This is a genomic window from Caulobacter sp. GSs2, from assembly GCF_058680895.1.
Window position 1 is genome coordinate 194,165 of record NZ_CM178725.1, and the last position, 16,005, is coordinate 210,169.

Annotated in this window: 15 protein-coding genes; 5 read left to right on the forward strand and 10 right to left on the reverse strand. The window is 65.4% G+C overall.

Annotated features, from left to right (window positions below):
• Genes ACW17Z_RS00950 through ACW17Z_RS00980 form a run of 7 tightly spaced genes read right to left on the reverse strand, consistent with a single transcriptional unit; the run spans position 1 to position 6,371 of the window.
• Entirely contained in the window at positions 1–1,227 is a 1,227-nt protein-coding gene (locus ACW17Z_RS00950) for an aminotransferase class V-fold PLP-dependent enzyme (protein ID WP_492057252.1), read from the reverse strand.
• The gene (sufD, locus tag ACW17Z_RS00955) at positions 1,227–2,264 is read right to left on the reverse strand and encodes a Fe-S cluster assembly protein SufD (protein ID WP_492057253.1); all 1,038 of its coding nucleotides are present in this window, start codon (positions 2,262–2,264) and stop codon (positions 1,227–1,229) included. The genes ACW17Z_RS00950 and sufD overlap by 1 nt, the downstream gene beginning before the upstream one ends.
• Positions 2,261–3,010 carry a Fe-S cluster assembly ATPase SufC gene (gene sufC, locus ACW17Z_RS00960; protein ID WP_419316843.1) on the reverse strand — a complete coding sequence of 250 codons (750 nt, stop codon included), beginning with the start codon at positions 3,008–3,010 and terminating at the stop codon, positions 2,261–2,263. Before sufC ends, sufD begins: the two co-directional genes overlap by 4 nt.
• Positions 3,003–3,305, reverse strand: coding sequence for a hypothetical protein (locus ACW17Z_RS00965; RefSeq protein ID WP_062146533.1), 303 nt, complete (start codon positions 3,303–3,305; stop codon positions 3,003–3,005). Before ACW17Z_RS00965 ends, sufC begins: the two co-directional genes overlap by 8 nt.
• On the reverse strand, positions 3,302–4,771 hold the full coding sequence (sufB, locus tag ACW17Z_RS00970) for a Fe-S cluster assembly protein SufB (RefSeq protein ID WP_492057254.1): 1,470 nt from the start codon (positions 4,769–4,771) through the stop codon (positions 3,302–3,304). Before sufB ends, ACW17Z_RS00965 begins: the two co-directional genes overlap by 4 nt.
• Positions 4,771–5,910: a cysteine desulfurase family protein gene (locus tag ACW17Z_RS00975; protein ID WP_492057255.1), complete on the reverse strand. Its 1,140-nt coding sequence runs from the start codon at positions 5,908–5,910 to the stop codon at positions 4,771–4,773. The genes sufB and ACW17Z_RS00975 overlap by 1 nt, the downstream gene beginning before the upstream one ends.
• Positions 5,907–6,371, reverse strand: a complete 465-nt coding sequence (locus tag ACW17Z_RS00980) for an Rrf2 family transcriptional regulator (protein WP_419316846.1) — start codon at positions 6,369–6,371, stop codon at positions 5,907–5,909. The genes ACW17Z_RS00975 and ACW17Z_RS00980 overlap by 4 nt, the downstream gene beginning before the upstream one ends.
• A 185-nt stretch (positions 6,372–6,556) precedes the next feature.
• Here ACW17Z_RS00980 and ACW17Z_RS00985 point away from each other — a divergent pair, with 185 nt between their 5' ends.
• Positions 6,557–7,207: an alpha/beta hydrolase gene (locus ACW17Z_RS00985; protein ID WP_419255560.1), complete on the forward strand. Its 651-nt coding sequence runs from the start codon at positions 6,557–6,559 to the stop codon at positions 7,205–7,207.
• Between the two features lie 37 nt (positions 7,208–7,244).
• Here the strand turns inward: ACW17Z_RS00985 and ACW17Z_RS00990 are convergent, their stop codons facing one another.
• Positions 7,245–8,348 (reverse strand): anhydro-N-acetylmuramic acid kinase, encoded by a 1,104-nt coding sequence (locus tag ACW17Z_RS00990; RefSeq protein WP_492057256.1) that lies wholly within the window; start codon positions 8,346–8,348, stop codon positions 7,245–7,247.
• Between the two features lie 179 nt (positions 8,349–8,527).
• Here ACW17Z_RS00990 and tyrS point away from each other — a divergent pair, with 179 nt between their 5' ends.
• The 4 genes from tyrS to ACW17Z_RS01010 all read left to right on the forward strand — a co-directional run bounded on the left by tyrS (position 8,528) and on the right by ACW17Z_RS01010 (position 12,222).
• Positions 8,528–9,856, forward strand: a complete 1,329-nt coding sequence (tyrS, locus tag ACW17Z_RS00995) for a tyrosine--tRNA ligase (protein WP_419316850.1) — start codon at positions 8,528–8,530, stop codon at positions 9,854–9,856.
• 41 nt (positions 9,857–9,897) lie between these two features.
• The gene (locus tag ACW17Z_RS01000) at positions 9,898–10,359 is read left to right on the forward strand and encodes a peroxiredoxin (RefSeq protein ID WP_419316852.1); all 462 of its coding nucleotides are present in this window, start codon (positions 9,898–9,900) and stop codon (positions 10,357–10,359) included.
• Between the two features lie 251 nt (positions 10,360–10,610).
• A complete protein-coding gene (locus tag ACW17Z_RS01005; RefSeq protein ID WP_419316853.1) occupies positions 10,611–11,762 on the forward strand; it encodes a peptidoglycan DD-metalloendopeptidase family protein in 1,152 nt (383 codons plus the stop codon).
• Positions 11,743–12,222: a bactofilin family protein gene (locus ACW17Z_RS01010; RefSeq protein WP_419316854.1), complete on the forward strand. Its 480-nt coding sequence runs from the start codon at positions 11,743–11,745 to the stop codon at positions 12,220–12,222. The genes ACW17Z_RS01005 and ACW17Z_RS01010 overlap by 20 nt, the downstream gene beginning before the upstream one ends.
• Positions 12,223–12,291: 69 nt before the next feature.
• Here ACW17Z_RS01010 and prfB read toward each other — a convergent pair.
• Both prfB and ACW17Z_RS01020 read right to left on the reverse strand, forming a co-directional pair.
• Positions 12,292–13,405, reverse strand: a protein-coding gene (gene prfB, locus ACW17Z_RS01015; RefSeq protein ID WP_419316855.1) for a peptide chain release factor 2 whose coding sequence is annotated in 2 segments (ribosomal slippage) — positions 12,292–13,335 and positions 13,337–13,405 — 1,113 coding nt in all. Because the reading frame shifts where the segments join, the coding sequence is not laid out codon by codon here.
• A 75-nt stretch (positions 13,406–13,480) separates the two neighbouring features.
• Positions 13,481–15,862 (reverse strand): penicillin-binding protein 1A, encoded by a 2,382-nt coding sequence (locus tag ACW17Z_RS01020; protein WP_492057257.1) that lies wholly within the window; start codon positions 15,860–15,862, stop codon positions 13,481–13,483.
• Positions 15,863–16,005 lie beyond the last annotated feature (143 nt).

Consider the following 16,005-nt stretch of genomic DNA (forward strand, 5'->3'; position numbering starts at 1 on the left):
TCAACTGAAGAAACTGCGGGCCTTGGCCAGAGCGTCCACGAACGCATCGGCCTCGGCCTCGGTGTTATATAGGGCGAAGGAAGCGCGCGCGCTCGAGGTGACGCCGAAGCGTCGCATCAGGGGCTCGGCGCAATGGGTGCCGGCCCGCACGGCGACGCCGTAGCGGTCCAGAACCTGGGCGATGTCGTGGGCATGGGCGCCCTCGACCGTAAAGGTCAGCACCGCGCCCTTGCCGGGCGCCGTGCCGAGAATTCTGAGGCCGTTGACGCCCTGAAGACGCTCGGCGACCCGATCATAGAGCGCATGCTCGTGGGCGAAGATGGAGTCGCGGTCCAGGCCGTTCAGCCACTCGATCGCCGCGCCCAGGCCGACGACTTCCAGGATCGCCGGCGTGCCGGCTTCGAAGCGATGCGGCGGATCGGCATAGGTAATGACGTCCATCGACACCGAGCCGATCATCTCGCCGCCGCCCTGGTAAGGCGGCAGGGCGGCCAGACGCTCGGCCTTGCCATAGAGCACGCCGATGCCGGTGGGGCCGTACAGCTTGTGGCCGGAGAAGACGTAGTAGTCGACGTCGAGCGCCTTCACGTCGACCTTGGAATGGACCACGCCCTGGCAGCCGTCGATCAGCACTTGGGCGCCGGCCGCGTGGGCCAGCCGCACGATCTCGGGGACATCGTTGACCGTGCCCAGCACGTTCGACATCTGGGTTAGGGCGACCATCTTGGTGCGCTCGGACAGCAGGCCCTTGTAGGCCTCCATGTCGAGTTGGCCGTCGTCCAGCACTGGCACGAACTTCAGGACCACGCCCTTGCGTTCGCGCAGGAAGTGCCACGGCACGATGTTGGCGTGGTGCTCCATCTCCGAGATGACGATCTCGTCCCCGGCGTTCAGCGACAGGCCAAACGAGGCCGCGACCAGATTCACCGCCTCAGTGGCGCTCTTGGTCCAGACGATTTCGGTCGGTTCGGCGTTGATGAAGTGCGCTACGCTTTCGCGGGCCTTTTCATAGGCTTCTGTCGTTTCATTCGCCAGGGTGTGCAGGCCCCGATGGACGTTGGCGTAGGACGTGCGCGCCAGGCCCATCATGGCGTCCAACACGGCGTCGGGCTTCTGGGCGCTGGCGGCGCTGTCCAGATAGATCAAGGGCTTGCCGTGAACAGTTCGCCCAAGGATCGGGAACTGGGCGCGGATCGCCTCGACATCGAAGGGGGCGTCGAAAGCCATCAGACGATGCTCCGTCCCAGGCGCTGGGCGACCCAGGCGCGGGCGATCTCTCGGGCGGGTTCATGTTCGATGCGCTCGACCACCTCACCCACGAAGGCCTCGGTCAGCATGGCGCGGGCTTCCATCTCAGGGATGCCGCGCTGACGGGCGTAGAAGATCGCCTGCTCGTCCAGGGCGCCGATGGTGTTGCCGTGGGCGCAGGCGACGTCGTCGGCGAAGATCAGCAGTTCGGGCTTGGCGTCGACCTCGGCCCTGTCCGACATGATCAGGGCGTGGTGGCCCATGCGGGCGTCGGTCTGGTCGGCGCCGGGCTGGACGATGATCCGTCCCTGGAACACGCCGCGCGCCTGGTCGGAGACCATGCCCTTGGTCAATTGCGAGGTGGTCCCGTCGACGCCGCCGTGGGTGACCTGGGTGGTCAGGTCGGCGTGGCGCTGGCCATCCAGCAGATAGATCCCGTCGAGGCGCAGATCGGCGTGGGCGCCGGGATGGGCGACGCGGGTCTCGAGACGCTGGCGGCGGGCGCCGGAGGTCAGGATGGTTTGCGCATACGTGGCGCCAGGCGCCAAGGCGACGTCGGCCGTGCTCACCGTTACCGCATCGGCCAGGTCGTCGACGAGGACGATCCGCTCCAGACGAGCGCCTTCGCCAACCGAGACGTCGAGACCGATATTGGCCAGATAGCCGCCCGCCCCCTGCCCTTCATAGCTTTCCAGCAGGGTCAGGGTCTGGCCGGGCGCGACTGTCACCGCAAACTCGGCGTCGTGCGCGGTGGCGTCGGCGTGGGATACGAACCGCAAAGCCAACACCCCGGCCTCGGGCGCGGGCTCACCTTCGCGCACCCATCCATTGACGATCAGGATAGTAGCGTCGGCCAGCGCGTCGAACGGACCCGCGCCGACGTCGCCGAGAAACGCCGGTGACTCAGCCGGGATGGTACGGATCAGCCCGCGCAGATCCGTCCAGCGCCAGTCCTCATCGCGTCGCGACGGCAGACGGCTGGCGTCTCCGGTCTTCAGGGCGAGAGCCAGGCTCATGCGGCGGCGCTCGCGTACTTGTCGTAGCCTTCGGCTTCCAACTGCAGGGCCAGCTCCGGACCGCCCGAGGCAACGATGCGGCCGGCGGCCAGTACGTGGACGCGGTCGGGTTTGATGTAGTCCAGCAGGCGCTGATAGTGGGTGATCACCAGCATGCCGCGCTCGGGAGAGCGCAGGGCGTTGACGCCTTCGGAAACGATCTTCAGGGCGTCGATATCCAGGCCGCTGTCGGTCTCGTCGAGGATCAGGAACTTCGGCGAAAGCATCGCCATTTGAAAGATTTCCATCCGCTTCTTCTCGCCGCCCGAGAAGCCGACATTCAGGCCGCGCTTGAGCATCTCGAAGTCGATCTTCAGTGAAGCGGCCTTCTCCCTGGCCAGTTTCAGGAAGGCCGGGGCGGCGATCTCGTCCTCGCCCCGCGCGCGATGCTGAGCGTTGAGGGCCGTGCGGATGAAGGTCAGGGCCGGAACGCCCGGGATTTCAAGCGGATACTGGAAGGACAGGAACAGGCCCTTGGCGGCCCGCTCATTGGCGTCCAGAGCCAGCAGGTCCTCGCCGTTGAGGCTGGCCGAACCCTCGGTGACCTCATAGCCGCCGCGCCCGGTCAGCACATAGGACAGGGTCGACTTGCCGGCGCCGTTGGGCCCCATGATGGCGTGCACTTCGCCCGCCGGCACGTCGAGCGTGACGCCCTTCAGGATGGGCTTGTCTTCGACGCGGGCGTGGAGGTTCTGGATATTAAGCATTGAAAGCCGTGATCTTTTCGAGCGTCTGGATAGCGAATGTGGTCGGCTTGCCGGTCAGGGCCGGCGCCTCCCATTCATGTTCGGGACTGTATGCGGCGAGTTTCAGAAGTTCAGTCAGAAGCGCGCGCTCGGCCGCCGCATCGGCATTGCCTTTCGCCAGCAGTTTGGCGCAGCGGTCGATCAGCGGGGCCTCGTCGCCATACGGATTGATCCACGTGCCGTGCGCCGCCTGATAGGCCAGTTGGCGCGCGTACTTGTATTCCTTGTCGTTCAGCCCGAAGCGGACAGGGATCATCCCACGCTCCCCTCAAGGCTGATCGCCACGAGCTTCTGGGCCTCGACGGCGAACTCCATCGGCAGCTGCTGCAGCACGTCCTTGACGAAGCCGTTGACCAGCAGGGCCACGGCCTCTTCCTGCGAAAGGCCGCGCTGCTGGCAATAGAACAGCTGGTCGTCCGACAGGCGGGTGGTGGTGGCCTCGTGCTCGAACACCGACTGGCCGTTGCGGGCCTCGATATAGGGGATGGTGTGGGCCGCGCAGGTCTTGCCGATCAGCAAGGAGTCGCACTGGGTGAAATTGCGGGCGCCCTTGGCCTTGGGGTGGGCGCTGACCAGGCCGCGATAGGTGCTGGTCGACTTGCCGGCGCTGATGCCCTTGGCGACGATCCGAGACTTGGTGTTGGCGCCCAGGTGGATCATCTTGGTGCCGGTGTCGGCCTGCTGGTGACCGTTGGTCACAGCGATCGAATAGAACTCGCCCGAGCTGCCCTCGCCGCGCAGCACGCAGGACGGATATTTCCAGGTCACGGCCGAGCCGGTCTCGACCTGGGTCCAGCTGACCTTGGAGCGGTCGCCCCGGCAGTCCGCGCGCTTGGTGACGAAGTTGAAGATGCCGCCCTTGCCGGTTTCCGGATCGCCCGGATACCAGTTCTGGACGGTGGAATATTTGATCTCGGCGTCGTCCAACAGGACCAGTTCGACCACGGCGGCGTGCAGCTGGTTCTCGTCGCGCATCGGGGCGGTGCAGCCCTCCAGATACGAGCAATAGGCGCCCTTGTCGGCAATGATCAGGGTGCGCTCGAACTGACCGGAGTCCTTGGCGTTGATGCGGAAATAGGTCGACAGCTCCATCGGGCAGCGCACGCCTGGCGGAATGTAGACGAAGCTGCCGTCGCTGAAGACCGCGCTGTTGAGGCAGGCGAAATAGTTGTCCGAGGTCGGCACCACAGAGCCCAGATACTGCTTCACCAGATCACCGTGCTCGCGGATCGCCTCGCTCATCGAGCAGAAGATCACGCCGACGGCGGCCAACTCCTTCTTGAAGGTCGTGACCACGCTGACGCTGTCGAACACCGCGTCCACGGCGTAGCGCGGCGCGCCCTCGACGCCGGCCAGGACTTCCTGCTCGCGCAGCGGAATGCCCAGTTTGGCGTAGACGGCCAGGATTTCGGGATCGACCTCGTCGAGGCTCTTGGGCCCCTCCTTGGTCTTGGGCGCGGCGTAGTAGTAGGAGTCCTGGTAGTCGATCTTGGGATAGTTGACCTTGGCCCAGTTCGGCTCTTCCAGCTCAAGCCAGCGGCGATAGGCGTCCAGGCGCCAGTCGAGCATCCACTGGGGCTCTTCCTTCTTGGCCGAGATGAACCGCACGATGTCTTCGGAGAGGCCCTTGGGGGCGAACTCCTGATCGATGTCGGTGGTAAAGCCGTGCTCGTACTTTTCGAGCGAGGCAACGGCTTCGACGGTTTCTTGAACTGCGGCCACTATGCCACCTCCCGGCGCCGAGCGCCGATACGCTTCCAGGCGGCGATCCAGGCGTCGCCGCATTTGATCCAGTCGTCTTGCGTGCTCGCCCAGCCACCGCTGACCCGCAGGGCATAGGGGGCGAGGTCTGACCGGCCCATGGCTTCCACCACGCGGCTGGCCTTGACCTTGCCCGAGGAGCACGCGCTGCCGGCGCTGACCATCATGCCCACCAGGTCCAGGTTCATGACCTGAATCTCGGAGCTGAAGCCTTCGCTGGCGAAACAGAGTGTCTGGGGCAGGCGATCAGCGCCTTCCCCGAGCACAACCGCGCCTTCTGCCTTGACGCGTTCGGCGAGGGCGTCGCGCCAGTGGGCCTGAACGGTCATAGAGGCGAGATCGCGCGAAGCCGCATCGGCGGCTGCTCCGAAGGCGGCGATGCCCGCGACATTCTCGGTGCCGGCCCGGCGGCCGCGCTCTTGCCCGCCGCCATGCTGGCGACGATGCAGGAGCGCGCGCGTACCGGCCACCAAGGCGCCGACGCCTTGCGGGCCTCCCAGCTTGTGAGCCGACAGAGCCATGGTGTCGGCTCCCAGCGTCGAGAAATCGATGGCAATCTTGCCGGCTGCCTGAACCGCATCGACATGCAGCCAGCCATCGACGGCGCGCACCAAAGCAGCGGCCTGAGCGACGGGTTGAATGACGCCGGTCTCGTTATTGGCCAGCATGAGGCAGACCAGGGCGCGACCGGGCGCCTTCAGATCGGCTTCCAGCCAGGGCAGATGCGCCACGCCGTTGGCATCGACGGGCCAGGTCTCGACCGGCAGGCCAGTGGCCTTGGCCGTCTCGAGCACGGCGTCATGTTCGGTGGCGCCGACGATGATCCGGCTGAAGCCAGCGGCCTTGGCGCTCTCAAGGGCCAAGGCGTTAGCCTCGGTGCCGCCGCTGACAAAGGTCACAGAGCCGGCCGGCACGCCGACCAGGGCGCCGATCTGGGCGCGGGCCTTCTCGACGACATCGCGCGCGGCGCGGCCGGCGGCATGGACCGACGAGGGATTGGCCGGCGCCTCGAGGGCGTGCAGCAGCGCCCCGCGCGCTTCCGGACGGATGGGCGCTGTGGCGTTGTAGTCGAGATAGACGGAGGCGCGGGACATGGTCACTCCGCCGCAATCTCCAGCGATTTGGAGTCAGGACGCAGCCGACCTTCCAGCACATCTGCGATCGAGACCGAGGCGAGGTAGCCGTGGATCTGACGGCCCATCTCCTCCCAGAGGTCATGGGTCATGCAGCGCTCGCCGCCGGCCATGCAGCCCTTGGGACCGCCCTTCGTCATGCCACAGCGGGTAGCCCGCAGGGGTTCGTCGACGGCAAGCACGATCTCCGAAATCAGGGTCTTCTCGCTGTCCAATGCCAGGCGATAACCGCCACCGGGACCACGGGCGCTCTTGACCAGGCCCTTGCGGCGCAGCCGCGCGAAAAGCTGTTCGAGATAGGACAATGAGATCTGTTGACGGGCGGCGATCTCGGCCAGGGCCACAGCGCGGCCGTCACCCTGGTCCTGGCGTTTAGCCAGGTCGGTCATCGCCATGACCGCGTATCGTCCCTTGGTGCTAAGCCGCATGCGCCTTTACTCCTTGCAGATTCCGCGCGCATCGGCTTTTGCGTGTGCTACAAGCCGCGACTTCGCGCCGGACCCCAAGTCCGCGTCGCTGGGTGAGATTTAGGAAGACCAAGCGCAGTGGTCAAGTATTCCATCGGTCGAAAGATCCGGAATCGCCCGCCGCTTGCCGAACCAATGAGGTCGATATGCCTGATGTGATTTTGGCCGGCGCGTCCGGACGGATCGAAGGTCGCTACTCGCCGGGCAAGACCGAGACGGCCCCGATAGCCTTGATTCTGCATCCGCACCCCAAGGCGGGCGGGCACATGAACCACCCGGTTTCGGTGCAGCTGTATCATCTGTTCATGAAGCGTGGCTTTGCGACGCTGCGCTTCAATTTCCGCGGCGTGGGCCGCAGCCAGGGCGAGTTCGACGCCGGCATCGGCGAACTGGCTGACGCCGCCACGGCGCTGGACTGGCTGCAGACCTCGAACCCGGCCGCCAGTCAGACCTGGGTCGCGGGCTTCGACTTCGGAGCCTATATCGGCATGCAGCTCCTGATGCGTCGCCCGGAGACGGATGGCTTCATCAGTGTCTCGCCGCCGACCAACATGTACGACTTCAGCTTCCTGGCGCCCTGCCCGGCCTCGGGTCTGTTCCTGACCGGCTCGGCCGACAGCATCACCCCGCCCGTCGAAGTCGAGCGCGTGGTTTCCAAGCTGCGCACCCAGAAGGGCATTATCATCGACTACGAAGTCATCGATAAGGCCAGCCACTTCTGGACCGAGCACCTGCCCTTTGTGGAAAAGAGCGTCGGCGACTATCTGGACAAGCGGATCGAGATGAACCCGATCTGATCCTTCAAAGGCCTCCCTTCGGGGAGGCCTTTTTCGTTCAGGGCTGAACGATCCGTCCGCCTGTCATCGGCGCGCTGACGCCCGTGGTGCCTGGGAAGCTGATCGGCAGGCCAAGGGCGGTACGCGCCGCCAGATAGGCGAAGGCCTCGGCCTCGATGGCGTCGCCGCGCCAGCCAAAGGCCTCGGCGGTTTTGACCGGAACCGGGGAGCGTTCGGCCAATACTCGCATGATCTCTGGATTGTGCCGGCCGCCGCCGCAGATGATCAGGGCGCTGGGCCGCGCGCCCTTGTCGAACGCCTTGACCACGGCCTCGGCCGTGAACGCCACGAGGGTGGCTGCGGCGTCCTCGGCGGAAAGATGCTCCACGGCGTCGAGCGTGAAGTCGTAACGGTCCAGCGACTTGGGGGCTGGCGCGTCGAAATAGGCGCCTGACAGCAGGCTGCCCAAAGCCGCCTCGTCGGTCCTGCCCGCCGCGGCCAGTCGCCCGTTTTCATCGAAGCGTCCCAGCCCTCGGGCCTGAAGCATCAGATCGATCATGCCGTTGCCTGGTCCGGTGTCGAAGGCCAGCAAGGTTCCGTCGGCGTCGATGAGGGTAATGTTGGCGACTCCGCCAACGTTCAGCGCCGCGACCGGCGCGGCCAAGCCCGAGGCCCGGGCGCGTGCTGCGTGATAGATCGGGGCCAACGGCGCGCCCTCCCCGCCGGCCGCGACGTCGGCGGTGCGAAAGTCGAAAGCGACGGGGCGGCCCGTGGCCCTGGCCAGCCACTCGGCGTCCAGCAACTGAACGGTGCGGCCAATCCGGCCCGGCTGCGGGCGCTCGTGCAGCACGGTCTGGCCGTGCACGCCCAGGAGATCGAAATCACTCCAGGCCAGGCCATGCTCGGCGATGAAGCTTTCTGCGGCGTACAGGTGCTCCTCGGCGACGGCGCGGCGGGCGTCCTCGAAGATCGCCGGCTCTGGTTCGCCGCGCGACCAGGCGCGAGCCTGGTCGGTGGCCGCCAGCAAAAGGTCGCGGGTCGCCTCGCGCAGCTTGCGCTCGCCCGAAGGCCCGAAGGCGTGGATTTCTTCGCCGTCGGTCTCAAGCACCGCCATGTCGACAGCGTCGAGCGAGGTGCCGGTCATGAATCCCAGGATGCGCATCGCCGTTGACTGCCATGCTCGCGGGCCTGTAGCTAGGCCCCATGATCGACGTCCGCCTTCCCGCCGCCAGCTATTGCCGCCCGCTGAAATAGCGGGAGGCCGGCCTGACACGTCGCCACCCTGCCGGGGGCGCTTGTCGCAAGATCATGGCGCTCCGGCCCCCTCCGGAGACTGACCGTATGAAACCCTCGCCACATCCCGCTCCGCCCGTGCTAGACGGCGCGTCGTTCCATCCAGAGAGTCGATCCATGTCCGCGCCCGCCTCGTTCAAGTCGGAATTCCTGCAGACCCTGCAGGCGCGCGGCTATATCCACCAGATCACCCACCCGGACGAGCTGGACGCGGCCGCCGCCGGCGGGATCGTCACGGCCTACATCGGCTTTGACGCCACGGCGCCCAGTCTGCACGTCGGGTCGCTGATCCAGATCATGATGCTGCGCCGCCTGCAGCAGGCCGGCCACAAGCCGATCGTCCTGATGGGCGGCGGCACCACCAAGGTGGGCGATCCCACCGGCAAGGACGAGAGCCGCAAGCTGCTGTCGGACGCCGACATCGCCGCCAATATCGCCGGCATCAAGTCGGTGTTCGCCAAGTTCCTGACCTTCGGCGACGGGCCCACCGACGCCATCATGGTCGACAACGACGAGTGGCTCAGCAAGTTCGGCTACGTGCAGTTCCTGCGCGACTACGGCGTGCACTTTACGGTCAATCGGATGCTGGCCTTCGACTCGGTCAAGCTGCGGCTCGAGCGCGAGCAGCCGATGACCTTCCTCGAATTCAACTACATGCTGATGCAGGCCGTCGACTTCCTGGAGCTTAACCGCAAGTTCGGCTGCGTTCTGCAGATGGGCGGCTCGGACCAATGGGGAAACATCCTCAACGGCGTGGAGCTTACCCGCCGTGTCGACCAGAAGGCTGCCTATGGTTTGACGACGCCGCTGCTGGCGACGGCTTCGGGCGCCAAGATGGGCAAGACCATGTCGGGCGCCGTGTGGCTCAATGCCGAACAGCTGAGCCCCTACGAGTACTGGCAGTTCTGGCGCAACACTGAGGACGCCGATGTGGGGCGGTTCCTGAAGCTGTTCACCGACCTGCCCCTGGACGAGATCACCAAGCTTGAAGCCCTCCAGGGAGCCAAGCTGAACGATGCCAAGAAGGTGTTGGCCGACGAGGCCACGCGCATGGCGCATGGCGAAGAGGCTGCTCGTTCGGCGCGTGACGCTGCCGAAAAGGCTTTCGAACAAGGTGTAACCTCCGCCGACTTGCCGACCTTCGAAGTGCCCGCTGCGGAGCTGAAGGCCGGTATCGTCCTGGCCAACCTGTTCGCCGACGCCGGCCTGGCCGCTTCGCGCGGTGAAGCGCGTCGCCTTGCCCAGGGCGGCGGCTTGAAGGTCAATGACCAGGCTGAGCCCGACGCCAACCGCGTGGTCACCGAAGCCGATCTGATCGATGGCGTGGTCAAACTTGCGGCAGGCAAGAAGAAGATCGTTCTGGTCAAACCGGTCTGATCCGGCAGACAAGGGCGCAAGTAGGAAAACGGAGAGAGACGATGCTTCAAGCCGGTGACAAGGCTCCCGCGTTCGACCTGCCCACCGATACAGGTCGGGTCAGTCTTGCGAGCCTGAAGGGCAAGAAGATCGTCCTCTATTTCTACCCCAAGGACGACACCTCGGGCTGTACGTCCGAGGCGTTGCAGTTTTCGTCCGAGGTCGAGGAATTCGCAAAGCTGGGCGCGGTGATCGTGGGCGTGTCCAAGGATAGCGCCGCCTCGCACGCCAAGTTCCGTCTCAAGCATGACCTGACGGTGGAGCTGGCTGCGGACACGACCGGCGAGATCGTCGAAACCTATGGCGCCTGGGTGGAAAAGAGCATGTATGGCCGCAAGTACATGGGTATCGATCGCTCGACCTTCCTGATCGACGCCGACGGCGTAATCCGCGAGGTCTGGCGAAAGGTCAAAGTGCCTGGCCACATCAAGGCGGTGCTGACCACTGCCAGAGCCATGAAGTAACCGGATTTGCGATTTGGTCGCCGACGGTGTGGAGCAAGCCGCGCCCGGCGGTGTTGTATTTGCGCCGCGTAGCTGAGCCAAGTGGCGCCCAGTCGACCATCGATCTTGCTGATCGCATTCAGGTGGCGTTAACGATTGGGCCCGCATGCTAAATTCTTTTACTCGCGCTCTCTTGGAGAGCGAAGAGCCTTGCGCGGCCGCGTAATATCGTTGCATATCCCCGTGTTCTAAAAACGGGGGTTTCGTGAGCGATGGCCATCAAACGCTTCAAGCGACTGCGGCAATCCCTCGAAGGTCTTTTCCCTGAAAGGCACCTCTATATCCGCTCCGGCGGGGAGATGCGGGGCTACGTTTTTTCCACCAACAAGCAACTTCTGGCCGCGACCGTCGTCGGCTGCGCCGCCCTGTGGATGGGTGTCTGCACCGCGGCCATGATGGTCAACGCTCTGGCTGTCAGCTCGACAGACCAGCAGGTCATCAAGCAGCGCGCCTATTACGAGCGCCTCAACGCCGACCGTCAGGCGCGCCTGAACAGCGCCGTCGCCCAGCTTTCGGCCACCAACGGGTCGCTCGACGAGTTGGCCGCCTCGGTGGAAAAGCGCCACTCTGCGCTGGCCATGCTGGTCAGCGACTTCAAGGGCGTCCCTGGCGCCGCCGAAGCCCTGAAGACCTCCCAGCCTCGCCTGTTGGCCGCAACGCCGGTCCAGCGCATCCAGGCCACCCGGATGGATCAGGAGCGCCTGATCGACGCCGCAGAGACCTTCGCCAAGAGCCGGGCCGAACGCCTCCGTCTGGCCATGCGCATGGCTGGCCTGGACGCTGGCAACTATACTGGCCGCGGCGCCTCGCTGGGCGGTCCGCTGATCGAGGCCCGGGATCCGCGCGCCCTCGCCGCCGTGCTCGACGTCGATGAAGAATTCGCCACCCGCATTCACCGCGCCGCTACCGACATGTCGGACATGCGCTCGCTGAACGCGGCGGCCCAGAAGCTTCCTTTCTTCCGCCCGACCAGCAACCCGGCGATGAGCAGCAGCTACGGCGTTCGCTTTGACCCGTTCACGCGTCGGCCGGCCTTTCATTCTGGCCTGGACTTCCCGGGGGCGTTCTACACTCCGATCATGTCGACCGCGCCGGGCGTCGTCTCGTTCACCGGCGTGCGTTCTGGCTATGGTAACACCATCGAGATCGACCATGGCGGCGGCTTCAAGACGCGCTATGCTCACCTTCAAGCGATTTCAGTGCGCGTTGGCGAACGGGTCGCGATTGGTCAGCGCGTTGGAGCCATGGGCTCGACGGGTCGGTCGACCGGCCCGCACCTGCACTATGAAGTCTGGGCCAATGGCAGGGCCCAGAACCCAAATCGCTTTTTGAAGGCTGGTGAGTATGTTCAGCAAGCAAACTAAGACCACGGCGCGCGGCCCGACCAAGATCGAGCCCCTGCCCACGCCCATCGCCTCCGTCGATCCGACACGCAAGGTGGCTCCGAAGGTCGCTTCCCTGATTTCGGCCGATATCACCATCGAAGGCGGGGTCACCGGCGACGGCGAACTGCAGATCGATGGCGTGGTTCGTGGCGATGTTCGCGTGGGCCGCCTGACCGTCGGCGAAACCGGTCATGTCGAAGGCTCTGTCTATGCCGAGGCCGTCGAGGTTCGCGGCCGTGTGGTGGGCGCCATCACCTCCAAGCAGGTTCGCCTCTACGGCACCTCCTATATCGACGGCGACATTACCCACGAGCAGTTGGCGATGGAAACCGGCGCCTTCTTCCAGGGCCGTAGCCTGAAGTTCCAGCGCCCTGCCCCGCAACCGGCTCCGACGCCGGTTCTTGCGCCCCCGGCGGAGGCGCAGGCCAAGCCGGCCTGATCCTGGCGAGAGACACCAAGAACAACGCCCCGGATCTCTCCGGGGCGTCTTTCGTTCCAGGCTGAGCTTTTAGGCGTCGCGTGTAGCGCCGACGCGTTGGGCCAGCGAGGCGCCCATGAACTCATCCAGATCGCCGTCCAGCACCCCTTGGGTGTCGGAGGTCTCGACGTTTGTCCGCAGGTCCTTGACCATCTGGTAGGGCTGCAGGACGTAGCTACGGATCTGGTGACCCCAGCCGATATCGGTCTTCTGGTCTTCCAGAGCCTGCTGGGCGGCTTCCCGCTTCTGCAGTTCGGCCTCATAGAGACGCGCGCGCAGCATCTTCCACGCTTCTTCGCGGTTCTGGTGCTGCGAGCGACCGGCCTGGCAGGCCACAGCGATGCCGGTCGGAATGTGCGTCAGACGCACAGCCGAGTCGGTCTTGTTGATGTGCTGACCGCCCGCGCCACTGGCGCGATAGGTATCAGTGCGGACGTCGGATGGATTGATCTCGATCTCGATGGTGTCGTCCACCACCGGATAGACCCAGGCCGAAGCGAAGCTGGTGTGGCGCTTGGCAGCGGCGTCATAGGGGCTGATGCGCACCAGACGGTGGACGCCGGCTTCGGTCTTTAGCCAGCCATAGGCGTTCTGGCCCTTGATCAGCAGAGTCGCCGACTTGATGCCAACCTGATCGCCTGAGGTTTCTTCGACCAGCTCGACGCTCATCTTGTGAGCATTGGCCCAGCGCGAATACATCCGCAGCAGCATGCCCGCCCAGTCGCAGGACTCGGTGCCGCCAGCGCCGGAATTGATTTCCACATAGCAGTCGTTGCCATCGGCCTCGCCTGAGAGCAGGGCCTCCAGCTCGGCGCGACCAGCGCGATCCTTAAGGTCTTTCAACTGGGCGCGGGCATCCTCCAGCAGGGCGTCGTCGCCCTCCATGTCGGCCAACTCGGCATATTCCAGCGCGTCCTTCAGGCCCTGGTCGAGCGCCTGCACGGCCTCCACGCGCGCCGACAGACTGGCGCGCTCGCGCGAGACGGCCTGGGCTTCGGCGGGTTTGTCCCAAAGGGTCGGGTCTTCGACCCGGGCATTCAGCTCATCGAGCTTTCGAAGTGCGGCATCCCAGTCAAAGACGCCTCCTGAGCAGTCCCACGGACTGCTCGATGTCGGCCGCGGAGGCCTCAACATCCGGTCGCATCACGTTACTCCGTGACAAAAAGAAAGGGCGCGGGAGATAGCCCGCGTCGGAGGTCGGCGCAACGCCGATGATGGATCAGTATAGGCCGCTGAGCGGGTCAGGCGCCTTTGGCGGTGGCTTTGCGGCGTCAGCGGCGCTCGTGGCGCCGGTAGGCACGCCATTGGGCCAGGTGTCCGAATAGGGTTGTGGTCCTGCCGCAGCTGCAGGAACCTCGGTCTTGGGCTCGGTCCCAGGCCGGAAGGCTTCGCGGATCCCGCGCACCATGGCGAACTTGGCGGTCTTCGGCGGCTTGAAATCGACAACAGGCTGGCCCTTCAAGGCTTCACGCATGAAGTCCATGAACACCGGCACAGGACCGGCGGCCCCTGTCTCGCCCTCGCCCAGCGAGCGGTTGTCGTCAAAGCCGATGAAGACCCCGACCACTAGGTTGGGCGAGTAGCCGACGAACCAGGCGCTGCGGTACTCGTTGGTGGTTCCGGTCTTGCCCGCCAGGGGACGTCCCAGCGAGCTGACTGCCGCCGCCGTGCCGCGCTGAACCACGCCCTGCAGCATCGAGGTGATCTGATAGGCCGTGACCGGATCCATGACCTGCTCGCCCGGCGCGTCGAAGCGCGGGCTCTCGTCGCCGTTGAAGCCGGCGGTGCAGCGGACGCAGTCGCGCTTGTCGGCGCGGAAGATGACCTTGCCCTCGCGGTCCTGCACCAACTCGATCAGGTGAGGCTCTACGCGGCGACCGCCATTGACGAACGGCGCATAGGCCGAGGTCAGCTTGAAGGGGGTGGTTTCCCCCGCTCCCAGCGCCATGGCCAGCACCGGCTGCATGTCGCGCACGACGCCGGTGCGCTTTGAGAACTCGATGATCTTCTTCATGCCGACGCTTTGCGCCAGACGCACGGTCATGGCGTTGATCGACTGCTCCAGACCCTTGCGCAGGGGCTGCGACCCGTAGAACTCCTTGTGGTAATTCTCCGGGCTCCAGTCCTCGCCATTCGCGCCCTTCAATGTGATGGCGCTGTCGACGATCACACTAGCCGGCGTATAGCCATTTTCGAGGGCTGCGGCATAGACAAACGGCTTGAACGCCGAGCCTGGCTGACGCATCGCCTGGGTGGCGCGATTGAAGTTCGAGAGTGAGAAGCTGTAACCGCCGACCAGGGCGACCACGCGGCCGCTGTAGGGCTCGATGGCCACCAGCGCGCCATTGACGGCGGGCACCTGGCGCAGGCGGTAAGTTGACGCCCCCTCGACCTTCTCGACGAAGATCAGGTCGCCGGGCTTCAGACCTTTGCCCGCCCGGGCCCAGGCCAGGTCCTCGCCGACGATGGCGTCTTCGCCCTCGTTCTTGATCAGCCGCACCCGGCCATCGCCCGAAACGACCACGGCCGCTCGCCAGCCCTGGCGTTCGGCCGGCGGGCTCTTGGCGCGGGCGGCCTTTTCCCAGTCGGCGTCACTGGCCTCGACGTGTCCCCAGGCGCCCCGCCAACCGTGGCGGCGGTCGTACTTTTCGAGACCATCCATCAACGCGACGCGGGCTGCGGTCTGCATCCGTGGGTCCAGCGTCGTGCGCATGTAGTAGCCGCCCTCGCTGAGGCGCGGGCCGAGGGTGGCGACGCCGCGCTGGCGCACTTCCTCGACGAAATAGTCGGCGTCACGATAGGCGGCGCGCTTGGGCGCGGCCTGGACGACCAGATCCTCGGCCTTGGCCTTATCGGCGTCAGCCTGGGACACCCAGCCCAACTCGGCCATCTGGTCCAGGATCCAGTCGCGGCGGACCTTGGCTTTGGCCTTGTTGCGGATCGGATGATAGTTGTCGGGCCCCTTGGGCAACGCCGCCAGATAGGCGCACTCCGCCAGGGTCAGCTCGGGCAGGGACTTGCCGAAATAGTTGTACGAGGCCGCGCCGACGCCGAACGAGCGATAGCCGAGCCAGATTTCGTTCAGGTACAGCTCAAGGATCTGCTGCTTGTCGAGCGACTGCTCAAGACGGTGAGCAAGGATGGCTTCCTTGAATTTGCGACCGACCGTGGCGTCGCTGGTCAGCAGCACGTTCTTGGCGACCTGCTGGGTGATCGTCGAGCCACCCTCCAGGCGCTTGCCGCGCGCGGCGTTGCCGACGTTCTTGAGCATGGCGCGCGAGAAGCCGCCCACATCGACGCCGCTGTGGCGGAAGAAATTGCGATCTTCGGCAGCCATGAAGGCCTGGGCCAGCTGCGGCGGGATCTGGTCATAGGGAACGAAGATCCGGCGTTCCTTGGAGTATTCGCCGATCAGGGTGCCGTCCCACGCATAGACGCGCGTCGCCGTCGGCGGACGATAGTCCTGCAGCTCGCCAGCATCGGGCATGTCGTGGAACAGCCACGCCGCGTAGATCGCGATCGCGAAGCCCGCCACGGCGATCGCGGAAAGCACCGCTACGCCGGCGATGGCCATCCATCGTTCGGTGGGTTTCAGATCCACGGGGCCTCCGTTGGACGACGCACACTCGCCCGCCCTGCTCTCATCCTCTAGAGCCCGTTCCACAAAAGTGTAAGCGGTTTTGCGGCCGCACCCTCGCGCCCGGACTCTGCCTCAAGCCTCTAGCCTGCATCGCTGCGGGCGCC

Bases quoted from the DNA above. Each gene is read 5' to 3' on its own strand.
- ACW17Z_RS00950 (WP_492057252.1), bottom strand. From the start codon at position 1,227: ATGGCTTTCGACGCCCCCTTCGATGTCGAGGCGATCCGCGCCCAGTTC.
- sufD (WP_492057253.1), bottom strand. From the start codon at position 2,264: ATGAGCCTGGCTCTCGCCCTGAAGACCGGAGACGCCAGCCGTCTGCCG.
- sufC (WP_419316843.1), bottom strand. From the start codon at position 3,010: ATGCTTAATATCCAGAACCTCCACGCCCGCGTCGAAGACAAGCCCATC.
- ACW17Z_RS00965 (WP_062146533.1), bottom strand. From the start codon at position 3,305: ATGATCCCTGTCCGCTTCGGGCTGAACGACAAGGAATACAAGTACGCG.
- ACW17Z_RS00980 (WP_419316846.1), bottom strand. From the start codon at position 6,371: ATGCGGCTTAGCACCAAGGGACGATACGCGGTCATGGCGATGACCGAC.
- ACW17Z_RS00985 (WP_419255560.1), top strand. From the start codon at position 6,557: ATGCCTGATGTGATTTTGGCCGGCGCGTCCGGACGGATCGAAGGTCGC.
- ACW17Z_RS00990 (WP_492057256.1), bottom strand. From the start codon at position 8,348: ATGCGCATCCTGGGATTCATGACCGGCACCTCGCTCGACGCTGTCGAC.
- tyrS (WP_419316850.1), top strand. From the start codon at position 8,528: ATGAAACCCTCGCCACATCCCGCTCCGCCCGTGCTAGACGGCGCGTCG.
- ACW17Z_RS01000 (WP_419316852.1), top strand. From the start codon at position 9,898: ATGCTTCAAGCCGGTGACAAGGCTCCCGCGTTCGACCTGCCCACCGAT.
- ACW17Z_RS01005 (WP_419316853.1), top strand. From the start codon at position 10,611: ATGGCCATCAAACGCTTCAAGCGACTGCGGCAATCCCTCGAAGGTCTT.
- ACW17Z_RS01010 (WP_419316854.1), top strand. From the start codon at position 11,743: ATGTTCAGCAAGCAAACTAAGACCACGGCGCGCGGCCCGACCAAGATC.